The organism is Paenibacillus sp. FSL K6-2441 (genome assembly GCF_037964765.1).
GTDB classification, from domain to species: domain Bacteria; phylum Bacillota; class Bacilli; order Paenibacillales; family Paenibacillaceae; genus Fontibacillus; species Fontibacillus phoenicis.
Genome location: NZ_CP150174.1, coordinates 48,816 through 73,345 on the forward strand (window position 1 = coordinate 48,816; position 24,530 = coordinate 73,345).

Genomic DNA, 24,530 nt, shown 5'->3' on the forward strand with positions numbered 1-24,530 from the left:
GGTGAAGCTTTAGGAAATCAAGCCGTAGTTCAAAACTTCTAAGAAAGCGGGGCATCAAGTGAAATGAAAGCTACTGGTATTGTACGCCGTATCGATGATTTAGGCCGTGTTGTTATCCCTAAGGAAATCCGCCGAACGTTGCGGATTCGGGAAGGAGATCCGCTCGAAATCTTTGTGGACCGGGATGGAGAAGTGATTTTGAAGAAATATTCGCCGATCGGGGAATTGGGCGATTTTGCCAAGGAATATGCGGAGTCGCTGTATGAGAGCACCAGCCATATTACCTTAATCTCCGACCGGGATACGATTATTGCTGTCGCAGGCGCTTCCAAGAAGGAATATCTGGATAAGCAAATTAGTTCCTTGCTGGAGAGCAGCATGGATAGCCGTAAAATCATCATGGAAACAGCGTCTGGATCGTACGAAATTACGAAGGATCATCCAGAAAACATCTCTTCGTTTGTCATTGCGCCAATTATTGCTGGCGGTGACCCGATCGGGACTGTGGTGCTTGTGAACAAGGACGATTCTGTGAAGATGTCCGACTTGGAATCGAAAATGGCGGAGACAGCTGCCGGTTTTCTCGCAAAACAGATGGAGCAATAAAAAGAACTCAAGATATCCGCAAGACGCATGGAGGAACTTACACACACCGCTGTTTGGGGCGGACGCCGTCCGTCCGAAACTTAGAGGGATGTGTAAGTTTTTTTGTGTTGGGGCTTAGGAAATGGCGATGGCCTCCGTTTCGTCTTATAATGGAACCTGTTAGCTTAAAAACATGCTGATGACTGTTAAAGCAAAGTAGGTTGCCATGATGGAAACGAAGGAAAGCCTGTCCTCCAAGCTGCTAAAGGGAGCGGCCGTTCTGAGCGCGGCGGCGCTAATCACCAAGCTGCTGGGAATGCTGCAGAAGATCCCGCTGCAAAATATCGGGGGAGACGGCGTATTCGGTATTTATAATACGGTATACCCTTTGTACACCCTGCTGGTTACGCTCACGACCTCGGGGTTTCAGGCGGCGGTGGCCAAATTTATTGCGGAACGCCAGGCCCCTGGGCTGGAACGGGAGCGGAGCGAGGTGCTGCGACTGGCATCGGCGACGATGCTGGTGTTGGGGGTTGCCTTTGCGGTGCTGCTTTACTTTGGCGCCCCGGTATTATCGCAGCTCATCGGAAGCAGCTTGTTGATTCCGGCTTTTCGCGGGGCGGCGCCTGCGCTGCTGCTCATCCCGGTGGCGGCGGCGCTGCGGGGATATTTTCAGGGACACCAAAATATGACGCCGACCGCGGTCTCCCAGGTGGTGGAGCAGGCCATTCGTGTCACGGTGATGATCGTCCTGCTGCTGGCGTTAAGCCGGCTGGGAGCCGCTGATGCGGATCTTGCCGGAGGGGCACTGGTCGGCTCCTCCGCGGGAGCAGCTGCGGGTCTTGCCGTGATGCTGCTGTATTGGCGGGGCTATACCCGTTCTTCGCTGCAGCGGCGGGAAGCCGGACCATCGGCGGAGGCGGATCAGCCGCTGACTGACGAGAAACGATTGTTACCTCGGGAAACAAGGGGGCAGCGATGGTCCGCGCTCTTCAAGGTTGCGCTGCCGATCAGCTTGGCCTCGCTTGGGGTGCCGCTGATCAGCCTGGTGGATACGTTCACGCTGCCGCGGCTGCTTTCCGCCCATGGGGAGGAGCTGCAGATCATGGCCCAGGTGGGGATTTACAACCGGGGTATCCCGTTGGTTCAGCTCGTCACGATGCTGGCGACGTCGCTGTCGGTGTTGTTTGTGCCCGCGATGGCCGAGCTGCAGATGAAGGGAGATACCGGGGCGATCCGGCGTCAGGTGCAGCTGGCCTTGCGCTGGTTCTGGCTGATCGGCCTGGCGGCTTCGCTGGGCCTGGCCTTGCTGGCTGCGCCCATCAACGTCATGCTGTACGAGGATGCGGCGGGATCGGCCACCTTGGCTTGGGTGGCCTGGACGGCGGCGCCCGGCGCGCTGGTCGCAGCGACGAGTGCCCTGTTACAGGGCCTCGGCCACGTGCGCGCCCCGGCGCTGCACCTGCTCGCTGCGGCATTGCTCAAGACCGCGTTAAACGCGGTGCTCGTGCCGCAGCTTGGCATCACCGGCGCCGCCATCGCCGGCGTCGCCGCGTACGGCGCAGCAGCGGCGCTGAACGCCGCGCTGCTGCTGCGCCGGGTCCAGCTGCGTCCGCGCCTGCGGGACGCGCTGCTGCGCCCGGCGGCGGCCGCCCTGGCGATGGCCGCCGCGGTGCTGGCGCTGCGCCTCGCCGCCGCCGAGCTGCCCGCAGGCCGCGGGGGGGCCGCGGCCGTGAGCTTGCTCGGCGTGCTGCTTGGCGCAGCCGTGTTCGTCGCAGCCGTGCTGCGCACACGGCTGCTCAGCGCGGCAGAGCTGGGCGCCCTGCCGCGGATCGGCCCGAAGCTGCTGACGCTGCTTCGGAAGCTGCGGCTGCTGCCGTAGCGCTCTGCGCAGCTTGCTGCTTGCCGTTGCAGCGGAACTTACTGCGGTTACCGCCGGATGGCGCAGAAAATTTCAGTTTCGCCGCCAGCAATGGTATAGTAATAACATGCTGAACGGACAGGGAGTGAAAGGCATAACATGAGCGCAACCATTACAGTGGTCGGCCTCGGCTCGGGAGATCCCGACCGGCTGACCTTAGGCAGCCTGAAGCGGCTGCAGGAGGCGGAAGAACGTTACGTCCGGACGAAGGACCATCCGGTGGTGGACTGGCTGGAGCAGACGGGCGTCCAATTTACTTCGTTCGACGAGGTGTATGAAGCGAAGGACGATTTTCCTTCCGTTTATGAGGAGATTGCCTCCAGACTGTTAGCGCGGGCTGAAGCAGGGCGACAGGGAGAGAATATCGTATACGCTGTTCCTGGGCATCCGCTGGTTGCCGAAGCGACGGTGAAGCTGTTGCGGGAACGCTGTCCGGAGCATGGAATCTCGCTCGATATCATCGGCGGGGAGAGCTTCCTGGACGAGGCCTTCGTTCGTCTGGGCTTCGATCCGATCGAAGGGTTCCTCCTGTTAGACGCCTCGGAGGTCCGGGGGGAAGCGATCGATCCGAGACGGCATACATTAATAGGGCAAGTTTATGACCAGATCACTGCTTCGGAAGTCAAGCTGGGGTTAATGGAGCTGCTGCCTGACGATTATCCGGTCGTTGTGGGACATGCCCTTGGGGTGGCGGGACAGGAGCGGATCGAGCGGGTTCCGCTGTTTGAACTGGATCGTATGACCGGCTACGGGAACCTGTCTCTGGTCTATGTGCCGGCCAGCGAGGACGATACGCTTCGCAACCGCAGCTTCCAGCGGCTTCATGAGATCGTGTCGATTTTGCGCAGTCCGGGTGGATGTCCGTGGGATCGCGAGCAGACGCATGAATCGATTCGCAAAAATCTCATCGAAGAAACCTACGAGGTGCTGGAGACGATCGACGACGACGATCCCGACCACATGCGTGAGGAGCTTGGCGATCTGCTGCTGCAAATCATGCTCCATTCCCAGATGGAGGAGGAGACCGGCACTTTTACGGTGTATGATGTCATCCAGGAGCTGAATGAGAAGCTGATTTACCGCCATCCGCATGTCTTCGGCAATTTGAGTGCGGAGGATGCCGAGGCGGCGCTGAACAACTGGGAAGCGATGAAGGCCGAGGAGAAGAAACGCAAAGGCATCCAGCCGGAGCGCCAATCGGTCATCAGCGGGGTGCCGCGTGATTTGCCGGCATTGATGAAGGCATACAAGCTCCAGAAGAAGGCGGCCAAGGCCGGATTCGATTGGGAGGATATCGACGGGGTTTGGTCCAAGCTGGAGGAGGAGATCCGCGAGCTGAAGGAAGCCGTCGCGCAAAAGCAAGATCCTGAGTCGCAGGAGCTGGAGCTGGGCGACGTGCTGTTCTCGGTGGTGAATGCTGCCCGGTACATCGGAGTTGATCCGGAGCAAGCCCTCTCGCGGACGATCCGCAAATTTACGGAGCGGTTCCATTATGTCGAGGAACGGCTTCGCGAACAGGGCAAAACACCTGGCGACAGCACATTAGCCGAAATGGACGCCTTATGGGACGAAGCTAAGTCGAAAGAACGGGAATGATGGGAGAAAAGGACTAAATTTCAGTTTTTTTGAGAAAAAAACAAAAAAAAGTTCCTAAGAGTGCAGGATTTTTCAAATCAAGCAAGAATACTCATACAAAGATAACCATCTGGCGCTGGGTAGGCTTGAAGGCAGGCCTGAAGCCTATAGTGCCAAGGTATCACCTATTTCTTTAATTATTGGGAGGCATTATTAATGAACAAAACAGATCTGATCAACAACATTTCCAGCAAAAGCGGTTTGACGAAAAAAGACGTTGAATCCGTATTGAATGGTTTTCTCGGCGAAATTACCGATGCACTTGCTAGCGGCGACAAAGTTCAACTGATCGGCTTCGGTACATTCGAAACTCGCAAACGCTCCGGTCGTACGGGCCGCAACCCGCAAACCGGCAAAACAATCGAAATCCCAGCTTCCACAGTTCCGGCATTCAAAGCGGGCAACAAACTTAAAGAAGCTGTAAAATAATGCGTCTCGATAAATTCCTGAAGGTATCGCGGCTGATCAAGCGGCGCACCGTGGCGAAGGACGTCTCCGAACAAGGCAGAGTTCTGATCAACGGGCGCGAATCCAAACCGAGCAGTACGGTGAAGGTGGGCGACGAAATTACGGTTCAATTCGGCCAGAAGCTGGTGACCGTGCGCGTCGAACGTCTGGTCGAAACGACTCGTAAGGATGAAGCTGCTTCGATGTATACCTTAATCAAGGAAGAGCCCATCGCAAAAGAGACCGGTCTGGACTGGTCCTGACATAGTGACGCTCAGAGCATGTTCCGTTTCTTCGGGGCATGCTCTTTTTTAACCTCATGAGGTGTAAAAAATATCCTAGCCAAACTGTGAATTCATGATAATATAGTAAATACACTTACTAATGTTTTCGATAAGCACACATCTGCTTCTTAGAGAACACCTCTGAATCAACCTCATGTTTAAATCATCGACGCTGCACATGCGGCACACCTCTACGAAATGAAATCGCGCCTAACGATCAAGCAACTTTCATACTAACGATCGAACAACCAAACGAAGCAGGAAATGAAGAAACAGGCAACAACAAACCAACTAGAGCAGTAAATCCTATCGTCGCTCAGGCTGCAGCTCACTATTCAGAAACCGGGGTGATCCAATCAACGAAGATAATTTAAAACGCTTACAAAGTGAAAATATTCACAACTATTTCGTTCATCATTTTTCACGACAGCCATAGGGTATACCAAGGTCCATAATCCAGTCTATCCAAAGGATGATTGTCTGATGAAACAGCTCGTGCACAAGCTCTATGCGCGGGGAGAGCTCTCCAAGGAGGAGCTCGTCGATCTACTGGAGCATATGGATGTCGAAACGCGCAAGGAGCTCTTCCGATTGGCCCGTCTAAGGCGGGAGCAGGCTTACGGGGACAAGGTGTATATGCGCGGTTTGATTGAATTTTCAAGCTACTGCCGGCGGAACTGCTTGTATTGCGGACTGCAGGCCGGGAATCGCGAAGCGGAGCGTTATCGGCTCAGCCCGGAGGAGATTCTCGAATGCTGCCGGGAAGGATACGAGCTGGGCTTCCGCACGTTTGTGCTCCAAAGCGGGGAGGATCCCTGGTATACGGCCGATCTGCTGGCTGCCTTAATCCGGGAGATCAAAGCGGAGTTTCCGGATGCGGCCATCACCTTATCCATCGGCGAGCGGGAGGCGGAAACCTACCGATTGCTGTATGAAGCGGGGGCGGATCGCTTTTTGATGCGTCATGAAACCGCTTCCCGAAGGTTGTACCAGGCGCTGCATCCTTCGATGTCCTTTGATCACCGGCGCCAATGTTTGGAGACGCTGCAGTCGATCGGCTATCAAGTTGGTGCAGGCTTTATGGTCGGGTTGCCCGGCCAGACCGCGGAGGATTTAGCGGAGGACTTGAACTATCTCCAAACGCTAAACCCAGACATGATTGGCATTGGCCCGTTTATTCCCCATGATCAGACCCCGCTTGGCAATGCGAAGGCCGGATCGCTGGAGGATACACTGGTTATGGTCGCGCTGGCCCGCCTGTTCCTTCCCGAAGCCTTAATTCCCGCGACAACCGCGCTTGGTACGTTACACCCGGAAGGAAGGGAGTTGGCGCTGAAGGCCGGGGCCAATGTGGTCATGCCCAATCTGTCACCCGTTGCCGTCCGCAAGAAATACGCTTTGTACAACAACAAAATCTGCACGGGTGATGAATCCGCCCAGTGCAGGCATTGCCTTGAGCTCCGGATTGAAGCCGCGGGCTTTTCCGTAGATATGGGAAGGGGGGACAGCCTGAAGGCGCTGGCAAGCCGCCGTCATGCTTAGTCATCGTTGCACAGAAGTCGGTTGAGTCAAGAGATGAGGCATTTTTAATTCGTTATTATTCGTGAATTATTTCACAAAAAACGTAGAGGAGACATGGCGAATGAGCATATTGACCAAAACCAATGACCTTGGCTTTTTTGAAATTCGGCTGGAATCTATCGGCGGGCTCGGCGCCAACCTGGCCGGGAAGATGCTGGCGGAATCCGGGGTGCTTGGGCTCGGCCTAAATGGAGCAAGCTTCTCGTCTTATGGTTCGGAGAAGAAGGGCTCCCCGGTGAAGAGCTTTATCCGCTTTTGCGAGCCGGACGTGGAGATCCATGACCACAGTCCAATCGAGGAACCCCACGTCATCGGCGTGTTCCACGAAGCGTTGCACAAAACGGTAAATGTCCTAAGCGGCTTGAAGCCGGACGGAATCGTATTGGTGAACTCAACCCGCGATTTTGAGGAAATTCGGCGCGACCTGATGTTCCCTTACGGGACGCTCGCTGTGGTGGACGCGATGGGGATTGCCATTGACGAGCATACGAAGGTGAACACCTCGATGTTGGGGGCGTTGTTCCGGATATGCGATTTTTTGGATCCAGATTCGATGCGCGAAGTGATTCAGCATACATTCCAGAAAAAATACCCGCACTTGGTGGAGCCCAATCTGCGTACGTTCGACCGGGGGTATCATGAGGTGCGCTTCCAGACGATCCCGTCTCCCGAGGGGGTACAAGGGATACAATTCGAACGGCCGCAGCCGCTGCTCGGCTATAAGACGCAGGCGCCGGGCGGCATTATCCGGGCGCAGGGCAACAGCCTGCTGAAGGATTTGAGCGGCTCCCGGCAGGGTTTTGTGCCGGAGCTGGATACGGACAGCTGCATCCATTGTGCTAACTGCGACTCGGTTTGTCCCGATCTTTGCTTCGTGTGGGAAGCTGGGGAGGACAAGAAGGGGCGCCCGCAAATGTTCTTGAGCGGAATCGACTACCAATATTGCAAAGGTTGCCTGAAATGCGTGGAAATCTGCCCAACGGGGGCGCTTAGCATGCGTCGGGAGGAACCCGGATATGCCGACAGCCACCGCGTCGCTCACGTCTTTCAGTAGAGGTTTTTTTCCAAGGTCAAGGTATTTTGAACTCGCAGAAGAGCCTAAAGGAGGACTTTATCGATGTCTATAACCGAAGAGAAAATCACGAAAATGACGCTGGCGGAACAAACGACGGCCTTCGAGTCAGGCAATGAAGCGGCAGCCATGGCGGCGGCTCAGATCAATTACCATGTGATGGGGTATTTTCCGATCACGCCGTCCACGGAGATCGCGCAAATACTGGACCAGAAGAAGTCGCAAGGCCTGCATGATATCCAGCTGATTGCAGCGGATGGGGAGCATGGCTCGGCGGGGATCTGTTACGGGGCAGCACTCGCTGGGGCTCGGGTGATCAATGCGACCAGCGCCAACGGGTTCATGTACATGATCGAACAGCTGCCGGTGCAGTCCGGGACGCGGTTCCCGATGGTGCTGAACCTGGTCACGCGCGCGATCAGCGGTCCGCTGGATATTCGCGGCGACCACTCCGATTTGTATTTCGCGCTGAACACCGGCTGGTTGATCCTGACGGCGAGCACCCCGCAAGCGGCATACGACATGAACATCATGGCGCTGAAGTGGTCGGAGCATCCAGAGGTTCGTCTGCCAGTGATCGTTGCCTATGACGGGTTCTTCACGTCTCATCAGAAACGGAAGTTAAGTTATTTCAAGGACGCCAAGACGGTCCGGGCGTTCGTAGGTGAAACGCCGCCGGTCGGATTTGATAACGTAGTCGATCCGTCGCGGCCGATCTCGGTTGGCGCGCATATGAACGGCGATGACCTATTGAATGACCACTACCAGCTGCACCTGGCTCAGGAGCGGGCAGCCGAAGTGTATCAACAAATTGCTGCCGAATATAAGGCGATTTCGGGACGCGATTACCCGGTGCTCGAATTGTATCAAATGGAGGATGCGGAGGTCGCTTTATTTCTGCTGAACTCGGCGGCGGAAACGGCCAAGATCATCGTGGATAAGCTGCGGGGTCAGGGGATTAAAGCGGGGCTCATTCGGCCGAACGTCATCCGGCCTTTCCCGGCGGAGGAGATCCGCACCGCGCTGCGGGGCGTCAAAGCGCTGCTGGTGGGGGAACGCGCCGATTCCTACGGCGGCAAAGGCGGCAATATGACGCATGAAATCCGCTCCGCGCTGAAGCTGGACCCGGCGAACCAAACGATCGTCTTGTCCCGCGTGTTTGGCCTGGGCGGTAAAGACTTCTATCCGGATGAAGCGGAAGCGTTCTTTAACCTGGCCGTTGAGGCGATGAACCAAGGCGAAGCTGCGGTGCCGTTCGATTATTTTGGGCAGGTGCCCGGGGATCCGGTGCACGAGCTCAAACCGATCTTGACGCCGCAGCACGGCGATGCCTTTAACAGCGGGCTGATTCAAGTAACGCCGGATGAGGCAACCGGCAAGCTGAAGGTGAAGCTGCCGCCGCTGCGCAGCCTGACGGCGAAGCCGAAGCGGCTGGCGCCGGGCCATGGGGCATGTCCGGGCTGCAGCGCGATCTCTTCACTGGAGCTGTTTTACAAAGGGATTGAAGGTGACGTGGTCACGTTGTTCCAGACCGGTTGCTCGTACGTCGTTACGGCCGGGTACCCTTATACCTCGCATAAGCAAACATTCATCCACAACCTGTTCCAGAACGGGGCCGCAACCGTGGCCGGTGTCGTCGAAGCGTTCTGGGAGCGGAAGCGCCGCGGCGAGATCGACGTCTCGGATAACGTGACCTTTATCATGGTGACCGGTGATGGCGGGATGGACATTGGCATGGGGCCGGCGATCGGCTCGGCGCTGCGGAACCACAAGATGATTATTTTGGAATACGACAACGAAGGGTACATGAACACCGGCTCACAGCTCTCCTACTCCACGCCGCTGGGTCATCAGACCAGCACGTCCGGTGTAGGCAAGGCGCAGAAGGGGAAAGCGTTCCACCACAAGGATACTCCGCAGATCATGGCGGCGACGAATATCCCGTACGTGTTTACCGGGGCGGAAGCTTTCCCGCAGGACCTGATTATGAAGGCGGCCAAAGCGCAGTGGTACGCACAACATGAAGGCTTGGTTTACGGAAAAATGCTTAGTACCTGTCCGCTCAACTGGCGGTCTGAGGATCAGCTCGGTACGAAAATCCTGCAAACGGCAGTAGACTCCTGCTTCTTCCCATTGTACGAAGTCGAGCATGGCGTGACGAACATCACCTACAATCCGGAGGCGAAAAACAAGCGGATCTCGCCGCAGGAATGGTTGAAGCTGATGGGTAAAACGAAGCACATGCTGCATGACCAGGAACTGCTGGATGCCTTCGAGGAAGAGGTCAACCGGCGTTGGGAACGGCTCAAGCTGAAGCACGAAAGTCCGCTGCTTTAAGGTCAGCATTCGGACGATGAAGGGAGAGAAAGCGAAGATGGAAGAGACTTGCCGTTGTGCGAAGGATGAGGAGCGGCTGCACCGGGTGGGGGAAATCATCGATCAGTTTCGCCAGCTGCCGGGCGCGCTGATCCCGGTGCTCCACGAAATTCAGGATTTGTATGGCTATCTGCCGGAGGAAGCGCTGCAGATCGTTTCGCGGGAGCTGGGAATGTCGATGGCTGAGATTTACGGGGTGGCGACGTTCTACTCTTTTTTCTCGCTGGAGCCCAAGGGAGAGCATATCATCCGCGTCTGCATGGGGACGGCTTGTTACATTAAGGGCGCGCAAGGGGTGCTGGATCGCTTGAGCCAGGAGCTGAACGTTCCGGTCCAAGGGACGACGGCCGACGGGAAATTCACGCTGGATGCGACCCGGTGTCTGGGGGCTTGCGGTTTAGCGCCGGTCATGACCATTGGGGAGAAAGTGCATGGCCGGCTGACGCCAAACGAGATACCGAAAATACTGAAGCAGATGCGCACACCTGTACAGACGCATTAGAAGGGATGGTGGAACGATGAAAACGTTGTTGGATCTCGAGGGCATTCGAACGTCGCAGCTTAGCCGGCTGGTCCGCCGTAAGCTGGGCAAGGTCGAGGCTGTTGAAGGGGGCGTTGCCGAGCGTTCTGTCATGATTTGCGGCGGCACAGGCTGTACCTCCTCGGACTCGATGTTCATTGCGGAAGCCTTTGAGCAAGCGGTGGCCAGCCAAGGGATTCAGGACAAAATCGAGATTGTCCGGACGGGCTGCTTTGGGCTGTGCGAGCTGGGGCCGGTCGTGATCATTTACCCGGAGGAGGTATTCTACAACCGGGTGAAGGTGAAGGACGTAGCGGAGATCGTCGACAAGCACCTGCTTCAGGGCAAAATCGTCGATCGCCTCGTCTACCGACAGTCGCTGGAGAAGGACGGGCGGATCAAGCCGCTGCATGAGGTCGACTTCTTCCGCAAACAGCAACGGATCGCGCTGCGTAACTGCGGGACGATCGATCCGGAGGACATTGACGAATATATCGCCATGAATGGGTATAAAGCGTTGCATAAGGTCCTGACGACGATGGAGCCGGCGCAGGTTGTCGCCGAGGTGAAGGAAGCAGGCCTTCGCGGACGCGGGGGCGGCGGGTTCCCGACCGGAATCAAGTGGGAGACGGCGGCGAAGCAGCAGACGGGGCCAAAATACATGATTTGCAACGCCGACGAGGGCGACCCGGGCGCGTTTATGGACCGCTCGATCCTGGAGGGCGATCCGCACTCTGTACTGGAAGGCATGGCGATCGCCGGCTACGCCATCGGAGCGAATCACGGCTTCATCTACGTACGGGCGGAATATCCGATCGCCGTGCGCCGGGTGCAGGCGGCGATTAAGCAGGCCCGGGATTACGGGCTGCTGGGCGAGGATTTGTTTGGCACCGGCTTCTCCTTTGATATCAGCGTCCGTCTGGGAGCTGGGGCGTTTGTCTGCGGGGAAGAGACGGCGCTGATGAACTCCGTCGAAGGCAAGCGCGGCATGCCGAACCCGAAACCGCCGTTCCCGGCCGTCAGCGGGTTATGGGGGCAGCCGACGGTGATCAATAATGTGGAGACGCTGGCTAACGTGCCGATCATTATGCTCAAGGGCGCTTCGTGGTATGCGAGCATCGGGACGGAAAAGAGTAAAGGCACCAAGGTCTTCGCCTTGGGTGGCAAAGTCGTCAACACCGGGCTGGTGGAGGTGCCGATGGGGATTACACTGCGCGATGTGATCTACGAAATCGGCGGCGGGATTCCCGGCGGCAAAGCGTTTAAAGCGGTGCAGACCGGGGGGCCGTCCGGCGGCTGCTTAACGAGCGAGCATCTCGATCGGCCGATCGATTACGATACGCTGCTCAGCTTGGGGTCGATGATGGGCTCGGGCGGCATGCTCGTGATGGACGAAGAGACGTGTATGGTCGACGTGGCCCGGTATTACCTCGACTTTACGCGTGACGAATCGTGCGGGAAATGCGCGCCTTGCCGGATCGGGACCAAACGCCTGCTGGAGATTTTGGAGAAAATCACGGAAGGCAAAGGAACGATGGAGGACCTGAATGTGCTAGAGGACCTGTCTGAGCAAATTAAGGCGGCTTCGCTGTGCGGGCTCGGCCAGACGGCGCCGAATCCGGTGCTGTCCACGCTGAAGTATTTTCGCGAGGAATATATCGCCCATGTGGTCGACAAGAAATGTCCTGCCGGCGTTTGCCGCTCGCTGATTACGTACACGATCGATCCGGAGAAATGCCGCGGCTGTACCCTTTGTGCCCGGAAGTGCCCGGCGGAAGCGATCTCGGGCGAGATGAAAGAGCCGCATGTCATCGATCCGCAGCTGTGCATCAAATGCGGAATTTGCTTCGACAGCTGCAAATTTGAAGCGATCTATAAGAGCTGAAGGGGGGAGAGTTCGAGCATGGATACGGTGAAATTATGGATTGACGATATGGAAACGGAAGTGCCGAAGGGAACAACGGTGCTCCAGGCTGCCAGCGGACTAGGCATTCACATTCCTACCCTTTGCCATCTGCAGGGCATGAACCACCCGTCCAGCTGCCGCGTCTGCTTGGTGGAGTCGGGCCCCCGCCTGATCGCTTCGTGCACGCTGGTGGCCGAGGACGGCATGCGGATTCGGACGAATACGCCGCGGGTGCGGAAAGCCCGCAAAACGACGGTTGAGCTGATTCTGTCGGATCACCATCGGGAATGTCTCACCTGCCTGCGCAGCGGAACCTGCGAGCTGCAGGAGGTGGCGAATCAAATTGGGGTGCGCGATGTGCGATATGCGGGAGGCAAGGCGCGGTCGACGGTTGATATCTCGTCGCCGTCGATCGTGCGCGACACTTCAAAATGCCTGCTGTGCGGCCGGTGCGTCTCCGTGTGCAGCGAGGTGCAGACTGTGGGGGCCATCGGGTTCATGAACCGCGGATTCAACACGGTGATTGGGCCGGCTTTGGGGCGGCCGATCGGCGAATCGGTCTGCGTTAACTGCGGGCAGTGCATCATGGCTTGTCCGGTTGGCGCGCTGCAGGAGCGGGAGAATGTGGGCGACGTGTGGCAGGCAATCGCTGACCCGCATAAATTCGTCGTTGTGCAGACGGCTCCGGCGGTGCGCGTCGCCTTGGGCGAGGAGTTCGGGATGCCGATCGGGACGCGGGTGACGGGCAAGATGGTCGCCGCGTTGCGCCGGCTTGGCTTCAACAAGGTGTTTGATACCGATTTTGCCGCCGACTTAACGATTATGGAGGAGGGCACCGAGCTGGTGCATCGCTTGGCCACCGGGGAGAACTTGCCGCTGATGACCTCCTGTTGTCCGGGCTGGGTGAAGTTTGTGGAGCATTTCTTCCCGGATATGATGGAGAATCTGTCGAGCTGCAAATCGCCGCATGAGATGGAAGGGGCGATGATCAAGAGCTATTTCGCCCAAACCATGGGGATCGATCCGGGGAACATTGTGGTGGTGTCGATCATGCCGTGTACGGCGAAGAAGTTTGAGGCACAGCGCGAGGAGCTGGCTCACGAGTCATTACCGGACGTCGATTACGTGCTGACGACCCGGGAGCTTGCGCGGATGATCAAAGAGGCGGGGATCGATTTTGTGAACCTGAAGGGCGAGACGTTCGACAACCCGTTTGGCGAAGCTTCGGGGGCCGGCGTGATCTTCGGCGCGACCGGCGGGGTGGCCGAAGCGGCGCTTCGCACGGTGTTCGAGCTGGTCGCCGGCGAAGAGCTGGAGACGGTGGAATATACCGCAGTACGCGGAATGGACGGCATGAAGGAGACGACGGTGGAGCTGCCGGACGGCCGGATGATCCGCACGGCGGTGGTTCACGGGCTCGGCAACGCGCGTAAGCTGATGTCGATGATTCAGTCCGGTCAGCGCCAATACGAGTTTATTGAAGTGATGGCTTGTCCGGGCGGTTGTATCTGCGGCGGCGGGCAGCCGATCGTGGGTGCGAGCCTGCGGGATACCCTCGACGTGAAGGCGGCCCGAGCCAAGGCGATTTATGACGAGGACGAAGCGTCTACGGTTCGGAAATCGCACAAGAACCCGTATATCCAGCAAATTTATCGCGAGTTTTTGGAGAAGCCGAACAGCCATAAGAGCCATAAGTATTTGCATACACATTATTTGGTGCGCTCTCGTTATTAGCTTTTTGCCGTTGCGTGTGGGGTATCGGTGTTGCGCTTTGAGCGTTGAGTGTTGAGTATTGAGTATTGAGTATTGAGTATTGAGTATTGAGTATTGAGTGTTCATCGTTGAGCGTTAAGTGTTAAGTTGCTATTGTCCATACAGTCTCGAAGGGGTTCAGAAGTCATTTTGGCATCTCACAGGGAGGGATGGGGATGAGCAGGTCAGATCAAAGGCAGGCAGCGGACTTCATCCGGGATGAGACCATTGTGTCAGCGCTCGCTTACGGGTCGCGGCTAGCCCGCGACCGTAAAAAAGTGCTGGCGATTCTGGAGCGTGCCCGGACCGCCAAAGGCATCAGTGCGGAGGAAGCCGCCGTCCTATTGAACGTGGAGGACGATGTATTGCTGGAGGAGATTTACCATGCGGCACGCGAGGTGAAGGAACGCATTTACGGGAATCGGATCGTCTTGTTTGCTCCTTTATATGTCAGCAACTATTGCGTCAATAACTGCGAGTATTGCGGCTATAAGCTGTCGAATAGGGGCATGGTTCGGCGGCGGTTGAACCGGGAGGAGCTGATCCGAGAAGTCGAGGTGCTGCAGCAACTGGGGCATAAGCGGCTGGCACTGGAGGCCGGGGAGGATCCGGAGCATTGCCCGATCGATTACATTCTTGAATGCATTGAAACGATCTACTCCGTGAAGGTCGACAACGGAAGCATTCGCCGGATTAACGTCAATATCGCAGCGACGACGGTGGAGGATTACCGCAAGCTGGCGAGCGTCGGGATCGGCACGTATATCCTGTTCCAGGAGACGTACCACCGCCCGACCTACAGCCGCATGCACCCCAAAGGGCCAAAACGCGATTACGACTGGCATACGACGGCGATGGACCGCGCGATGCAAGCCGGCATCGACGACGTTGGCGTGGGGGTGTTGTACGGGCTGTATGATCACAAATACGAGACGATCGCCATGCTGATGCATGCCGAGCATCTGGAAGCGACGTATGGCTGCGGGCCACACACGGTTTCCGTCCCTCGCTTGCGGGCGGCGGACGGCGTGGATCTGAACAGCTTCCCGTATCTCGTGAACGATCATGAATTTAAGAAGATCGTGGCCGTGTTACGGCTCGCGGTGCCTTATGCCGGCATGATTCTGTCCACCCGTGAGGACTCGAAATTCCGCGACGAGGTCATCAAGCTGGGGATCTCCCAGATCAGCGCAGGCTCGTGCACCGGCGTTGGCGGTTATACCAACACGTACGGCAGCGAGGGCCAAGCGATCTCAAGCAGCGATACCGCCCAGTTCGAGGTAGGTGACCACCGTTCGCCGCTGGAGATGATCAAGTCGCTGTGCCGGGACGGGTATATACCGAGCTACTGCACCGCTTGTTACCGGGAGGGGCGGACGGGCGACCGTTTCATGCGGCTGGCCAAATCGGGCCAGATCCACAACATCTGTCATCCCAACGCTCTGCTCACTTTGCAGGAGTATTTGCTGGACTACGGGGATGACGAAGCCCGGGAGATGGGAGCCACGCTGATCAAAAACAATCTCCGCCGCATCCCCAAAACCTCCGCCCGCGATGCGACGATCAACCGCCTGCAGCGTCTCAAGGAAGGCGAGCGGGATTTGTATTTCTAGCCCGGGGCCCGCGGAAATCAAAAACCTTCAATGCCACCTTAGCGGTTGGCGTTGAAGGTTTTTTTGGCGCCAATATGCTGATTATTCGGCATCTCGCCCAGTTGCCAACTCCATTCCGCTTGCCACGGTACAGGGTACACTTACTGCGCTCAACTCCCGGCTAGTGCTTTATTTCGCCTGCGGACTCCGGCGTGCGGCGTGTGGCTAACCCATTATTTCGCCTACGGACTCCGGCTAACGCTTGCCAGAGTGCTTATTTGGGCCAAATGAGGGGGATTTCATTTCTAACGCTTGTCAGCGAGCTTATTTGCATCAAATGGCCTCGTTTTGGGTGCGAAACAGGAAAATAAGCTCTCTCATAAGCGTTACATTTTGAAAATCCCCATTTTGGGCCCAATAGCGTTGCTGGCAAGCGTTAGAGGTTCGTTTCGCCGTGGTTGCCTGGTGTCTCTGCCGTGGTTGCTCCTCTAGTGTCTCTGCTGTCTCTAGTGTTGTTGCTCTGCTAGTGTCTCTGCTGTCTCTAGTGTTGTTACTCAGCGAGTGTCCGTACTGTTAGTTACTGTTGTTATTCCACCAATGTCCGTGCTGTTTGCTACTGTTTTTGTTTTGCCAATCTTTGCTGACACTACTATTGTGCTCTTTCAGTGTCTATTGCTGACGCTAATGTTGTTGATCCGTGAGTGTCACTGTTGTCACTATTGACGCTGCCGACGCGAAAGTTACTACTGTGCTTAACTGCGCTTAAATGTGCTTAACTACTCAAACTACCTTAACTGCACCTAACTTCTGCTAACTCTAACTACTCTAACTACTCTAACTACTCCCAACTGCCCTAACACACCTGCGACGTTTAAAGCTCCTGCACACCTTGCTTTTGGAGTAACTATTTCTCTTGCTTTCGCCTGCGGACTCCGGCGTGCGGCTAACGCTTGTCAGAGCGCTTATTTGGGCCAAATGAGGGGGATTTCAATTCTAACACTTGTCAGCGAGCTTATTGGCATCAAATGGCCTCGTTTCGGGGGCGAAACAGGAAAATAAGCTCTCTCATAAGCGTTACATTTTGAAAATCCCCATTTTGGGCCCAATAGCGTTGCTGGCAAGCGTTAGAGGTTCGTTTCGCCTCAACAGCCATCACCGGAGCCGATCAGATCACAGGAGCCGAGTTTCTCTCACTGCGACTGAGACCCCCGAGCCGCCTCATCCCACGCCATCATGGCGGAGGGGAAGAGCTCGATCGCGCGAGGGAACACGCCGTGAAGGTAGGCGATTAGCACGCCGTAGTTGACGATCGGGACGCCGGCCGCTTTGGCTTCGCCGAGGCGGTGCAGCATGGCGCGGCGGTTGAGCATGCAGGCGCCGCAATGCACGATCAGCGCGTAGCGGGACAGGTTCGGCGGGTAGCTGTAGCCGGAGACGTGCTCGATCTGCAGCTGCTTGCCCGTGGTTTGGCGCAGCCAGCGGGGGATTTTGACGGTGCCGATGTCGTCGGACTGCTGATGGTGCGTGCAGGCTTCCGCGATCAGCACGCGGTCGCCGTCCTGCAGGTTCTCCACGGCCCGCGCGCCTCGGACGAGCTCATTTAGGTCGCCTTTATGGCGGGCGAACAGGATGGAGAACGAGGTCAGCGGCACGTCCCGCGGCGTATCGGCGGCGACCTTAAGGAAGACCTGCGAGTCGGTGATGACGAGCCGCGGCTTCGTCCCGAGCCGATCCAGCGTGGCCCGGAGCTCGTGCTCCTTCGTCACAACGGCGATGGCGTCGCTCTCGAGCAGGTCGCGGATCGTCTGCTGCTGCGGCAGGATCAGCCGGCCTTTGGGCGCGGCTTTGTCGATCGGCACGACCAGCACGACCAGGTCGCCCGGCGCCACGAGGTCGCCGACGAGCCGGAAGCGCTCCTCCTCGTGCGGAAGCGCCGCGACGATGGCCCGCTTCAGCTCCGGCACGCCGCTCCCGTCCAAAGCGCTGAATGCCACGCATTCCAGGCCAAGCTGGGCCTTCACCTCGGCAAGTACAGCCGCCCTCGCGTCCGTATCCAACAGCGCGTCGACTTTATTAACCACGCCTACGACAGGGATCTTCCGTTGCTTCAGTTCGGCCAACAGCTCCCGATAAAAATCATCGGGACCCGTCAACGCATCAATCACCAACAAGGCGAGGTCGGCGCGGTGGATCAGCTCCCGCGTTTTCTGCTTGCGCCGCTCGCCAAGCTCGCCTTCGTCGTCCAGCCCGGCGGTATCAATCAGCACCACTGGTCCCAGCGGCAGCAGTTCCATCGCTTTGTACACCGGGTCGGTGGTCGTCCCCCTCACCGGCGAGACGACGGCAATCTCCTGCCCCGTTAAAGCGTTCACCACGCTGGACTTCCCCACATTCGTCCGGCCGAAGACGGCGATATGCGTCCGCTCCCCGCGCGGCGTTGCGTTCAGACTCATCTAACCATTCCCCCTCTATTCGCCGGGGATGCCCGGCTTCGTGACCTGCAGCGGATTCAGGATGGCGGCAGCGCGTTCGGCGGTCAGCCAGCCGCCGCTCACAGCGACCTGCTCCACCGACAGCCCCTCGCGCCGGGCGATCCCGGCAATCTCGGCGGCCGCCTCGTAGCCGAGATGCGGGACCAGCGCGGCGGCCAGCACGGTGGAACGCCGCAGATGCTCGCGGCATACGCCCTCGTTGACGGCGATGCCGCGAATGCAGCGCTGCTCGAACAGCGGCATGGCCCGCCCCAGAATCTCCAGCGATTCCAGCAGGGAATCGGCGATCAGCGGGCCGTACGCGTTCAGTTCGAGCTGGCCGCCCGCGGCGGCCCAAGTGATCGCAGCATCGTTTGCGATCACGCGCATGGCCGCTTGGCCGGCCATTTCCGCCATGACGGGGTTCACCTTCCCCGGCATGATCGACGAGCCGGCCTGGACGGCGGGCAGCGTGTACTCGCCGATGCCCCCGGCGGGGCCGGACGCCAGCAACCGCAGGTCGCCGGCGATCTTGAACAGCGTCACGGCTGCCGCTTTCAGCAGCCCGGACACCTCGACGAAGACGTCCATATTCTGCGTCCCGTCCATCGGAAATTCGCTGCGCGCTAAGCCCAGCCCGGTCAACTCCTGCAGCGTGTCGGTGACCTGGAAGATGTAAGCCCGGGGCGCGTCCAACCCGGTGCCGATCGCCGTACCGCCGAGATGAATCTCGCGCAGCCGCTCCTCGGCTTTGTACAGCCGCCACCGGTCGCGGGCGACCGCCTTGGCGGAAGCGCCAAAGCCCTGGCCGGCCATCATCGGCAGGGCGTCCATCAGCTGCGTGCGTCCGAGCTTCAGCACATCCGCGAATTCCCGCTCCTTCTCCTGCAGCGCCTCCTGCAGGGAGGCATAAGCGTCGCTGAGCGGGCGCAGCAGCCGGATCGCCGCGATTCGAAGCGCGGTGGGGTACACGTCGTTGGTCGATTGACATCGGTTGACGTGGTCCAACGGATGGACAAGCTGGTAGTCGCCTTTTGTCCCTCCCAGCCGTTTAATCGCTAAATTGGCGATCACCTCGTTGACGTTCATATGCGTGGACGTGCCCGCGCCGCCCTGCAGGGCATCAACCACGAATTGATCGACCAAGGCGCCCTCGGCAATCTTGTCGCACGCCCATTCAATCGCTTCCGCGACCTCAGCCGGGATCAGGCCCAGCTTGCCATTGACCCGCGCCGCCGCTTTCTTGACCACGGCGATCGCTTCGATCAGCCGGGGATGGGCTGGACGCCCGCTGACCGGAAAATTCTCCATCGCCCGCGCCGTATGAATGCCGTAATAGACTTCTGCCGGGATCGCTTTGGGGCCTAGCGCGTCGGTCTCCATGCGATATTTTTGATCGGAATCGGGTTCATTCGGAAATTCTTGACGCATTCGGGTTCGCCTCCGACAAATGTCAATCTCTTCCTTTCCATCGTAGTTGAAAGCGATTTCTCGAGACAGTAAAGAAGATCACGTGAAAGGCCGGAAGGAACTTGTTCTAAAGACGATTTTTCGTCCATAAGCTAGGGATAAGAAGGAGGGGTACATGCCATGGTCGAACCAAATAAAGCCAAGCATCAGGAGCTGCATTTGCTAAATCGCAAGCTGTTGGACATTACGGGGGTCCTCAATGTGGAAAGCTTCGACAGCGAGGAGTTTTTGCTTCAAACCGAACTTGGTGCGATGACGATCCGAGGGCATAATTTACATATCAAAAACCTGAACCTGGAGCAGGGACTGGTCAGCATCGAAGGTACGGTGAACTCGCTTTCGTATTTGGATCCGGGGTCCAATTCGTCCAGTAAGGGCCTGCTCGGCAAGCTGTTCCGATGAATTTGGAGACACAATGGGCGACCCTGCTCTGGATGCTGGCATCCGGGGGGATCATGGGTATCGCCTTTGACAGCTATCGCGTCGTCTCGGGACAGCTCCGGTTTCCCCGCTGGAGTGTCCATGCCCTCGATTTGCTCTACTGGTTGGCTGCCGCCTTATTCGTCTTCCGCACGTTGTATCACAGCAACCAGGGGGAACTAAGGTTCTATGTTTTTTTAGGACTTTTTCTAGGTATTTGGATTTATTTTTTGTTCCTTAGTGTTCTCACCGAGCGTTTTGTGTTAATGTTAATGAGGATAGCTAACAAAATTTATCATTTTATCGTACGAACGATTGAGATTTTCATCATCGCTCCGTTACAATGGCTGGTCAAAATGATCCGTGTTCTGCTCGGATTCGTTTGGATTGTGCTGCTGTTCCTAGGCCGGATCACCTTGTTGCCGATCTGGAAGCTGCTCGTGTGGGTGCTTACACCTATATGGACAAGGCTTCGGATTCCGCAGGGGGTGGACAAGATTCGGCGTTGGGCGGCTGTGTGGCGAGAGCGTGTTTTGCGTCTATTACGCTGGTTCTACAAAGAATAAGGCTGGGAGGTGCCCTGGTGCGCGAAGTGTCGACAAATCCGAAACCATCGAACAAAACTTCATCCTCCGGAAACGGATCTGCTTTCGCTAAGCGCAGGCTGCGGATTTGGATGGGATTTATGGTCCTGTTTTTAAGCTGGGCCGGATATACGTTCATTTCTCAAGCCGGGGAGATCGGCAGCAAATCGCAAGAGCTGGCGGAACGGCAAGCCGCCAAGGCAGCCAGTGAGCAGAGCTTGAACCAGCTCAAATATGAGATTGACCGTTTGAATGACCCCGAATACATTGGACAAATTGCCATGAAGAAATATGGTCTGTACAAACCGGGTGAAATCCCTGTCCGGGTATCCGAGTCCGAAGCCGGAAATGACTGACCCCATGCGGGTTGACGGGACATCCGTCTGTTGACCTTGTTTCAGTCATTCGGTATAATCAAATCACCGCAGTCAAGATTTCGAGGCCTGGCTGTATATTTTTAAGGGAGGATCATTTTATTTTATGGCAATTGAAGTGGGCACCAAGTTAGAAGGAAAAGTGACAGGCATCACGCATTTCGGAGCATTTGTGGATCTGTCAGGAGGTGTCACGGGTCTCGTTCATATTTCGGAGATCGCCGACAATTACGTGAAAGACGTTAACGATCATCTGAAGATCGGCGATATGGTTACCGTAAAGGTAATCAATGTCGATAAGGACGGCAAGATCGGACTTTCCATCAAGCAGGCTGTTGACAAACCGGCCGAAGCCAGACCGCCTCGTGCACCGAGAACGGACCGGCCAATCGGCGGAGACCGTCCTGGCGGCGGATTTAACCGGGACCGGGGAGGACGCTCTTTCAAGCCCCCAGCCAGCAAATCCTCATTCGAAGACAAAGTTTCTCGTTTCCTGAAGGACAGCGAGGAGCGCATTTCTTCGTTGAAGAAGAATACGGAAGGCAAACGCGGAGGTCGCGGAGCCAAACGAATGTAATCCCTGAAAACTTAATTAATCAAACCCACCGTAGGCGAATCGCTCGCCTGCGGTTTTTTGTTTTGTTTCGCGCTCCAATCTTCACAAGTTGACTTTTGCCTATGCGATAAAGCATGTTTTGTCGCCTCTGGGCTTTTTGCCGACAGGTTCTTACGGTTTTTTACGAGGAGCGCGTTCAAATGGCCGTTGTTCGCAGAACAAGCCCGTGATTCCCCATGCGAACATAGAAACCCCTGATGCGGCTCATCGCTATGGGGGGCCTGTATTCGCGCGGTGTCGGCGTTCCCTCTCAATTTGTCGGAAATTTCTTTTGCACCGGCTCCGGTATCTGACAAACTTTCCGGTTCTAGCCTCCTATAATGGGACATACCTTACTAATTTGGAAAAGGCGGTGCCAGGATGTTGAATAAGTGGAATGTCACCCTGTTTCCAGGGATGAGAAAGGCGAAGGCATGGGACAAGGGAGCGTTGCGGAATATGCTGCTGGGCCAGCCAATCATCCAGCGGGCTGGGCGGCTGTTCGCGGTCAACAAGTGGACCGGACTGCTTCTTGCGATGAGCTTCCTGCTGGGCCGGGCGACGATCTTGGATGAGCTGGCTCCTTTTGCCGTCGCTTTCTTTGCGGTGATTCGATTTATGCGGCGGGATATCGCGTGGTTCGCAGGGGCGGCGATGGTCTGCGGAGCGCTGCTGACGCCGGGTGCGCATCTTCATGCCATGGAAATCGCCGTGGAGCTTTTGATCTTCGCTTTGCTGCAAAAGGGGCTGGAGTCTTTTGAACGGGCAGATCTCTCCTATGCGCCGATTATGGTGTTTACGAGTACGTTCTTCGTTGGGATGTTCGGGGCGGTGATTGGCCCTTCCCTGACTTGGTACGCACTCGCGATGACCGTGATGGATGCACTGCTCAGCTTCGTATTGACGCTTGTCTTCATTCAGGCGGTCCCGGTGTTTACCTACCGGAAGAAGCATTACCAGCTGCGCGGCGAGGAAATTTTATGCCTCGTGATCCTGCTGGCTTCAGTGATGACCGGAACGGTCGGGTGGGAGATTCAAGGGTTATCGGCCGAGCACGTGCTGTCGAGGTACCTGATCCTGCTGTTCGCCTTGGCAGGCGGTGCACCTTTGGGAGCTTCGGTTGGCGTGATCACCGGATTGATCCTCAGCCTTGCAGATACGTCGGCCTTGTATCAAATGAGCTTGCTGGCGTTCTCCGGGATGCTGGCCGGGATGCTTCGGGAAGGGCGCAAATGGGCGGTCGGATTCGGCATGTTGCTCGGTTCGTCCATTCTGTCCATCTATATCGCCGGCCCGGCGGATGTGATGTCCTCCACTTGGGAGAGCTGCACCGCAGTTCTGCTCTTCCTGCTGACCCCCAAAAAGATGGTCCAAATTATTGCCAAATACGTACCCGGTACGCAGGAGCATGCCAAAACCCAGCATGAGTACGCCAAACGGGTACGCGATATTACGGCTGGCCGGGTGGCGCAGTTCTCCCAAGTCTTCAAGCAGCTGGCGCGAAGCTTCGGACAAGTGTCCAGCACCGGGGAAATCGCTAAGCGCGGCGAGGAGATCGACCATTTTATGAATGCGGTGACCCAGGGCGCTTGCGCTACCTGCTTCCGCAAGAATACGTGCTGGGACGGACGATTCTATCAAACGTACAAGCTGATGACAGAAATGATGACCGCGATCGAGGAGAAGCCGGACATTACTGCGGACGAGTTGCCGGCAAGATGGTTGAAGATGTGCGCGAAGACCGACCAGGTGCTGGATATTATGAAACACGAGTACGATCTGTATCAGCATGATCTGCATTGGAAACGGCAAATCTACGACAGCCGCCAGTTGGTGGCCGAACAGCTCTCGGGGGTCTCGCAGGTGATGGAGGATTTGGCCCGAGAGATCCAACGCGAAGGACAAGCCATGTATAAGCAGGAGGAGCAAATCCGCGAAGCGCTGGAGAAAATGGGCTTGTCCATTCATAGCATCGACATTGTGAGTCTGGACCACGGAAACGTAGAGATCGAAATCGTACATGCGTACACCCGCGGTTTCGATGAATGCCGGAAGATTATTGCTCCGCTGCTGTCAGATATCCTCGGAGAGCATATCGCTGTAATGAATGAAGTCCATCATGGAGGAAAAGAAGGCCTGGCGACCGTCACCTTCGGCTCGGCGAAAGCGTTTGAGATTACGACCGGGGTCGCCGGCACCGCCAAAGGCGGAGACATGCTCTCGGGCGACAGCTTCAGTGCCAAGGAGCTGGGCAACGGCACGTTTGCTGTGGCGATCAGCGACGGGATGGGCAACGGGGAGCGGGCGCGGCTCGAGAGCAGTACGGCGCTGAACATCCTCGAACAGCTGTTGCAATCCGGCATGGAGGAGACGCTGGCGATTAAATCGGTGAACTCGATTCTGATGCTGCGTTCGCCCGATGAGGTGTACGCGACGGTGGATATGGCGCTGATTGATCAATATACGGCGCGGACGACGTTTATGAAGATCGGTTCCTCACCTAGCTTCATCAAGCGAGGTCAGGAGGTGATCCCGGTGACGGCCAGCAACCTGCCGATCGGCATCATCCAGGATATCGAGGTCGATCTGGTGTCCGTTCAGCTCTATCCGGGAGATACGCTGATCATGATGACGGACGGTATCTATGATGCGCCGGGCCCCGCGGTCAACAAGGAGCTGTGGATCAAGCGGCTGATCCAGGAGATCCAGGCCGAGGATCCGCAGGAGATCGCCGATTGTCTGCTGGAGTCCGTCATCCGGTATCAGAAGAACGTCATTCACGATGATATGACCGTGGTTGTGGCAAATATCGACCATCTCCAGCCGGAGTGGGCAACGTTGCATATCCCCGGCATCAGCCGACTGGAGCGGCCGCGCACCGTGAGTTAAACAGAGAGCTTGAGGTGAGAACCTCAGGTTCTTTTTTTGGCGGAAAAATCTTGTTT

The 24,530-nt window shown here is 57.0% G+C and carries 19 protein-coding genes; 17 read left to right on the top strand and 2 right to left on the bottom strand.

Annotated elements, in window-relative coordinates; genetic code table 11:
- Positions 1-63 precede the first annotated feature (63 nt).
- From spoVT to hydG, 12 genes are all read left to right on the top strand, one after another.
- Complete coding sequence (spoVT, locus tag NSQ80_RS00220) at positions 64-606, top strand: stage V sporulation protein T (RefSeq protein ID WP_009226342.1); 543 nt, start codon at positions 64-66, stop codon at positions 604-606.
- A gap of 205 nt (positions 607-811) precedes the next feature.
- Positions 812-2,467: a polysaccharide biosynthesis protein gene (locus tag NSQ80_RS00225; protein WP_260071391.1), complete on the top strand. Its 1,656-nt coding sequence runs from the start codon at positions 812-814 to the stop codon at positions 2,465-2,467.
- 138 nt (positions 2,468-2,605) lie between these two features.
- Positions 2,606-4,102: a nucleoside triphosphate pyrophosphohydrolase gene (gene mazG, locus NSQ80_RS00230; RefSeq protein ID WP_260071392.1), complete on the top strand. Its 1,497-nt coding sequence runs from the start codon at positions 2,606-2,608 to the stop codon at positions 4,100-4,102.
- A 195-nt stretch (positions 4,103-4,297) separates the two neighbouring features.
- On the top strand, positions 4,298-4,570 hold the full coding sequence (locus tag NSQ80_RS00235; RefSeq protein WP_009226339.1) for an HU family DNA-binding protein: 273 nt from the start codon (positions 4,298-4,300) through the stop codon (positions 4,568-4,570).
- Positions 4,570-4,851: an RNA-binding S4 domain-containing protein gene (locus NSQ80_RS00240; RefSeq protein WP_009226338.1), complete on the top strand. Its 282-nt coding sequence runs from the start codon at positions 4,570-4,572 to the stop codon at positions 4,849-4,851. The genes NSQ80_RS00235 and NSQ80_RS00240 overlap by 1 nt, the downstream gene beginning before the upstream one ends.
- 504 nt (positions 4,852-5,355) lie before the next feature.
- Positions 5,356-6,414, top strand: a complete 1,059-nt coding sequence (hydE, locus tag NSQ80_RS00245; RefSeq protein WP_339300846.1) for a [FeFe] hydrogenase H-cluster radical SAM maturase HydE — start codon at positions 5,356-5,358, stop codon at positions 6,412-6,414.
- Between the two features lie 100 nt (positions 6,415-6,514).
- Entirely contained in the window at positions 6,515-7,507 is a 993-nt protein-coding gene (locus NSQ80_RS00250) for a 2-oxoacid:acceptor oxidoreductase family protein (protein ID WP_339300848.1), read from the top strand.
- A gap of 63 nt (positions 7,508-7,570) precedes the next feature.
- Positions 7,571-9,862 (top strand): thiamine pyrophosphate-dependent enzyme, encoded by a 2,292-nt coding sequence (locus NSQ80_RS00255; RefSeq protein WP_339300850.1) that lies wholly within the window; start codon positions 7,571-7,573, stop codon positions 9,860-9,862.
- A gap of 37 nt (positions 9,863-9,899) precedes the next feature.
- Entirely contained in the window at positions 9,900-10,403 is a 504-nt protein-coding gene (nuoE, locus tag NSQ80_RS00260; RefSeq protein WP_036646164.1) for an NADH-quinone oxidoreductase subunit NuoE, read from the top strand.
- A gap of 16 nt (positions 10,404-10,419) precedes the next feature.
- Positions 10,420-12,306, top strand: coding sequence for an NADH-quinone oxidoreductase subunit NuoF (gene nuoF, locus NSQ80_RS00265; protein ID WP_339300852.1), 1,887 nt, complete (start codon positions 10,420-10,422; stop codon positions 12,304-12,306).
- Positions 12,307-12,324: 18 nt separating this feature from the next.
- Positions 12,325-14,061: an NADH-dependent [FeFe] hydrogenase, group A6 gene (locus NSQ80_RS00270; RefSeq protein WP_339300854.1), complete on the top strand. Its 1,737-nt coding sequence runs from the start codon at positions 12,325-12,327 to the stop codon at positions 14,059-14,061.
- Between the two features lie 194 nt (positions 14,062-14,255).
- Entirely contained in the window at positions 14,256-15,692 is a 1,437-nt protein-coding gene (hydG, locus tag NSQ80_RS00275) for a [FeFe] hydrogenase H-cluster radical SAM maturase HydG (RefSeq protein WP_323078424.1), read from the top strand.
- 1,169 nt (positions 15,693-16,861) lie between these two features.
- Here the strand turns inward: hydG and hydF are convergent.
- Positions 16,862-18,124: a [FeFe] hydrogenase H-cluster maturation GTPase HydF gene (gene hydF, locus NSQ80_RS00280; RefSeq protein WP_339300857.1), complete on the bottom strand. Its 1,263-nt coding sequence runs from the start codon at positions 18,122-18,124 to the stop codon at positions 16,862-16,864.
- 15 nt (positions 18,125-18,139) lie between these two features.
- A complete protein-coding gene (locus NSQ80_RS00285; protein ID WP_339300859.1) occupies positions 18,140-19,573 on the bottom strand; it encodes an aspartate ammonia-lyase in 1,434 nt (477 codons plus the stop codon).
- 159 nt (positions 19,574-19,732) lie between these two features.
- Between NSQ80_RS00285 and yabP the strand changes: the two genes are divergently transcribed.
- The 5 genes from yabP to spoIIE all read left to right on the top strand — a co-directional run bounded on the left by yabP (position 19,733) and on the right by spoIIE (position 24,474).
- The gene (gene yabP, locus NSQ80_RS00290) at positions 19,733-20,014 is read left to right on the top strand and encodes a sporulation protein YabP (protein WP_009226328.1); all 282 of its coding nucleotides are present in this window, start codon (positions 19,733-19,735) and stop codon (positions 20,012-20,014) included.
- Entirely contained in the window at positions 20,011-20,598 is a 588-nt protein-coding gene (gene yabQ, locus NSQ80_RS00295; protein ID WP_260071765.1) for a spore cortex biosynthesis protein YabQ, read from the top strand. Before yabP ends, yabQ begins: the two co-directional genes overlap by 4 nt.
- A 17-nt stretch (positions 20,599-20,615) precedes the next feature.
- Positions 20,616-20,972, top strand: a complete 357-nt coding sequence (locus tag NSQ80_RS00300) for a septum formation initiator family protein (protein WP_339300861.1) — start codon at positions 20,616-20,618, stop codon at positions 20,970-20,972.
- Between the two features lie 124 nt (positions 20,973-21,096).
- The gene (locus tag NSQ80_RS00305) at positions 21,097-21,567 is read left to right on the top strand and encodes a S1 domain-containing RNA-binding protein (RefSeq protein ID WP_009226325.1); all 471 of its coding nucleotides are present in this window, start codon (positions 21,097-21,099) and stop codon (positions 21,565-21,567) included.
- Positions 21,568-21,966: 399 nt separating this feature from the next.
- Positions 21,967-24,474, top strand: coding sequence for a stage II sporulation protein E (gene spoIIE / locus NSQ80_RS00310; RefSeq protein ID WP_339300863.1), 2,508 nt, complete (start codon positions 21,967-21,969; stop codon positions 24,472-24,474).
- The last annotated feature ends 56 nt before the right edge of the window (positions 24,475-24,530 follow it).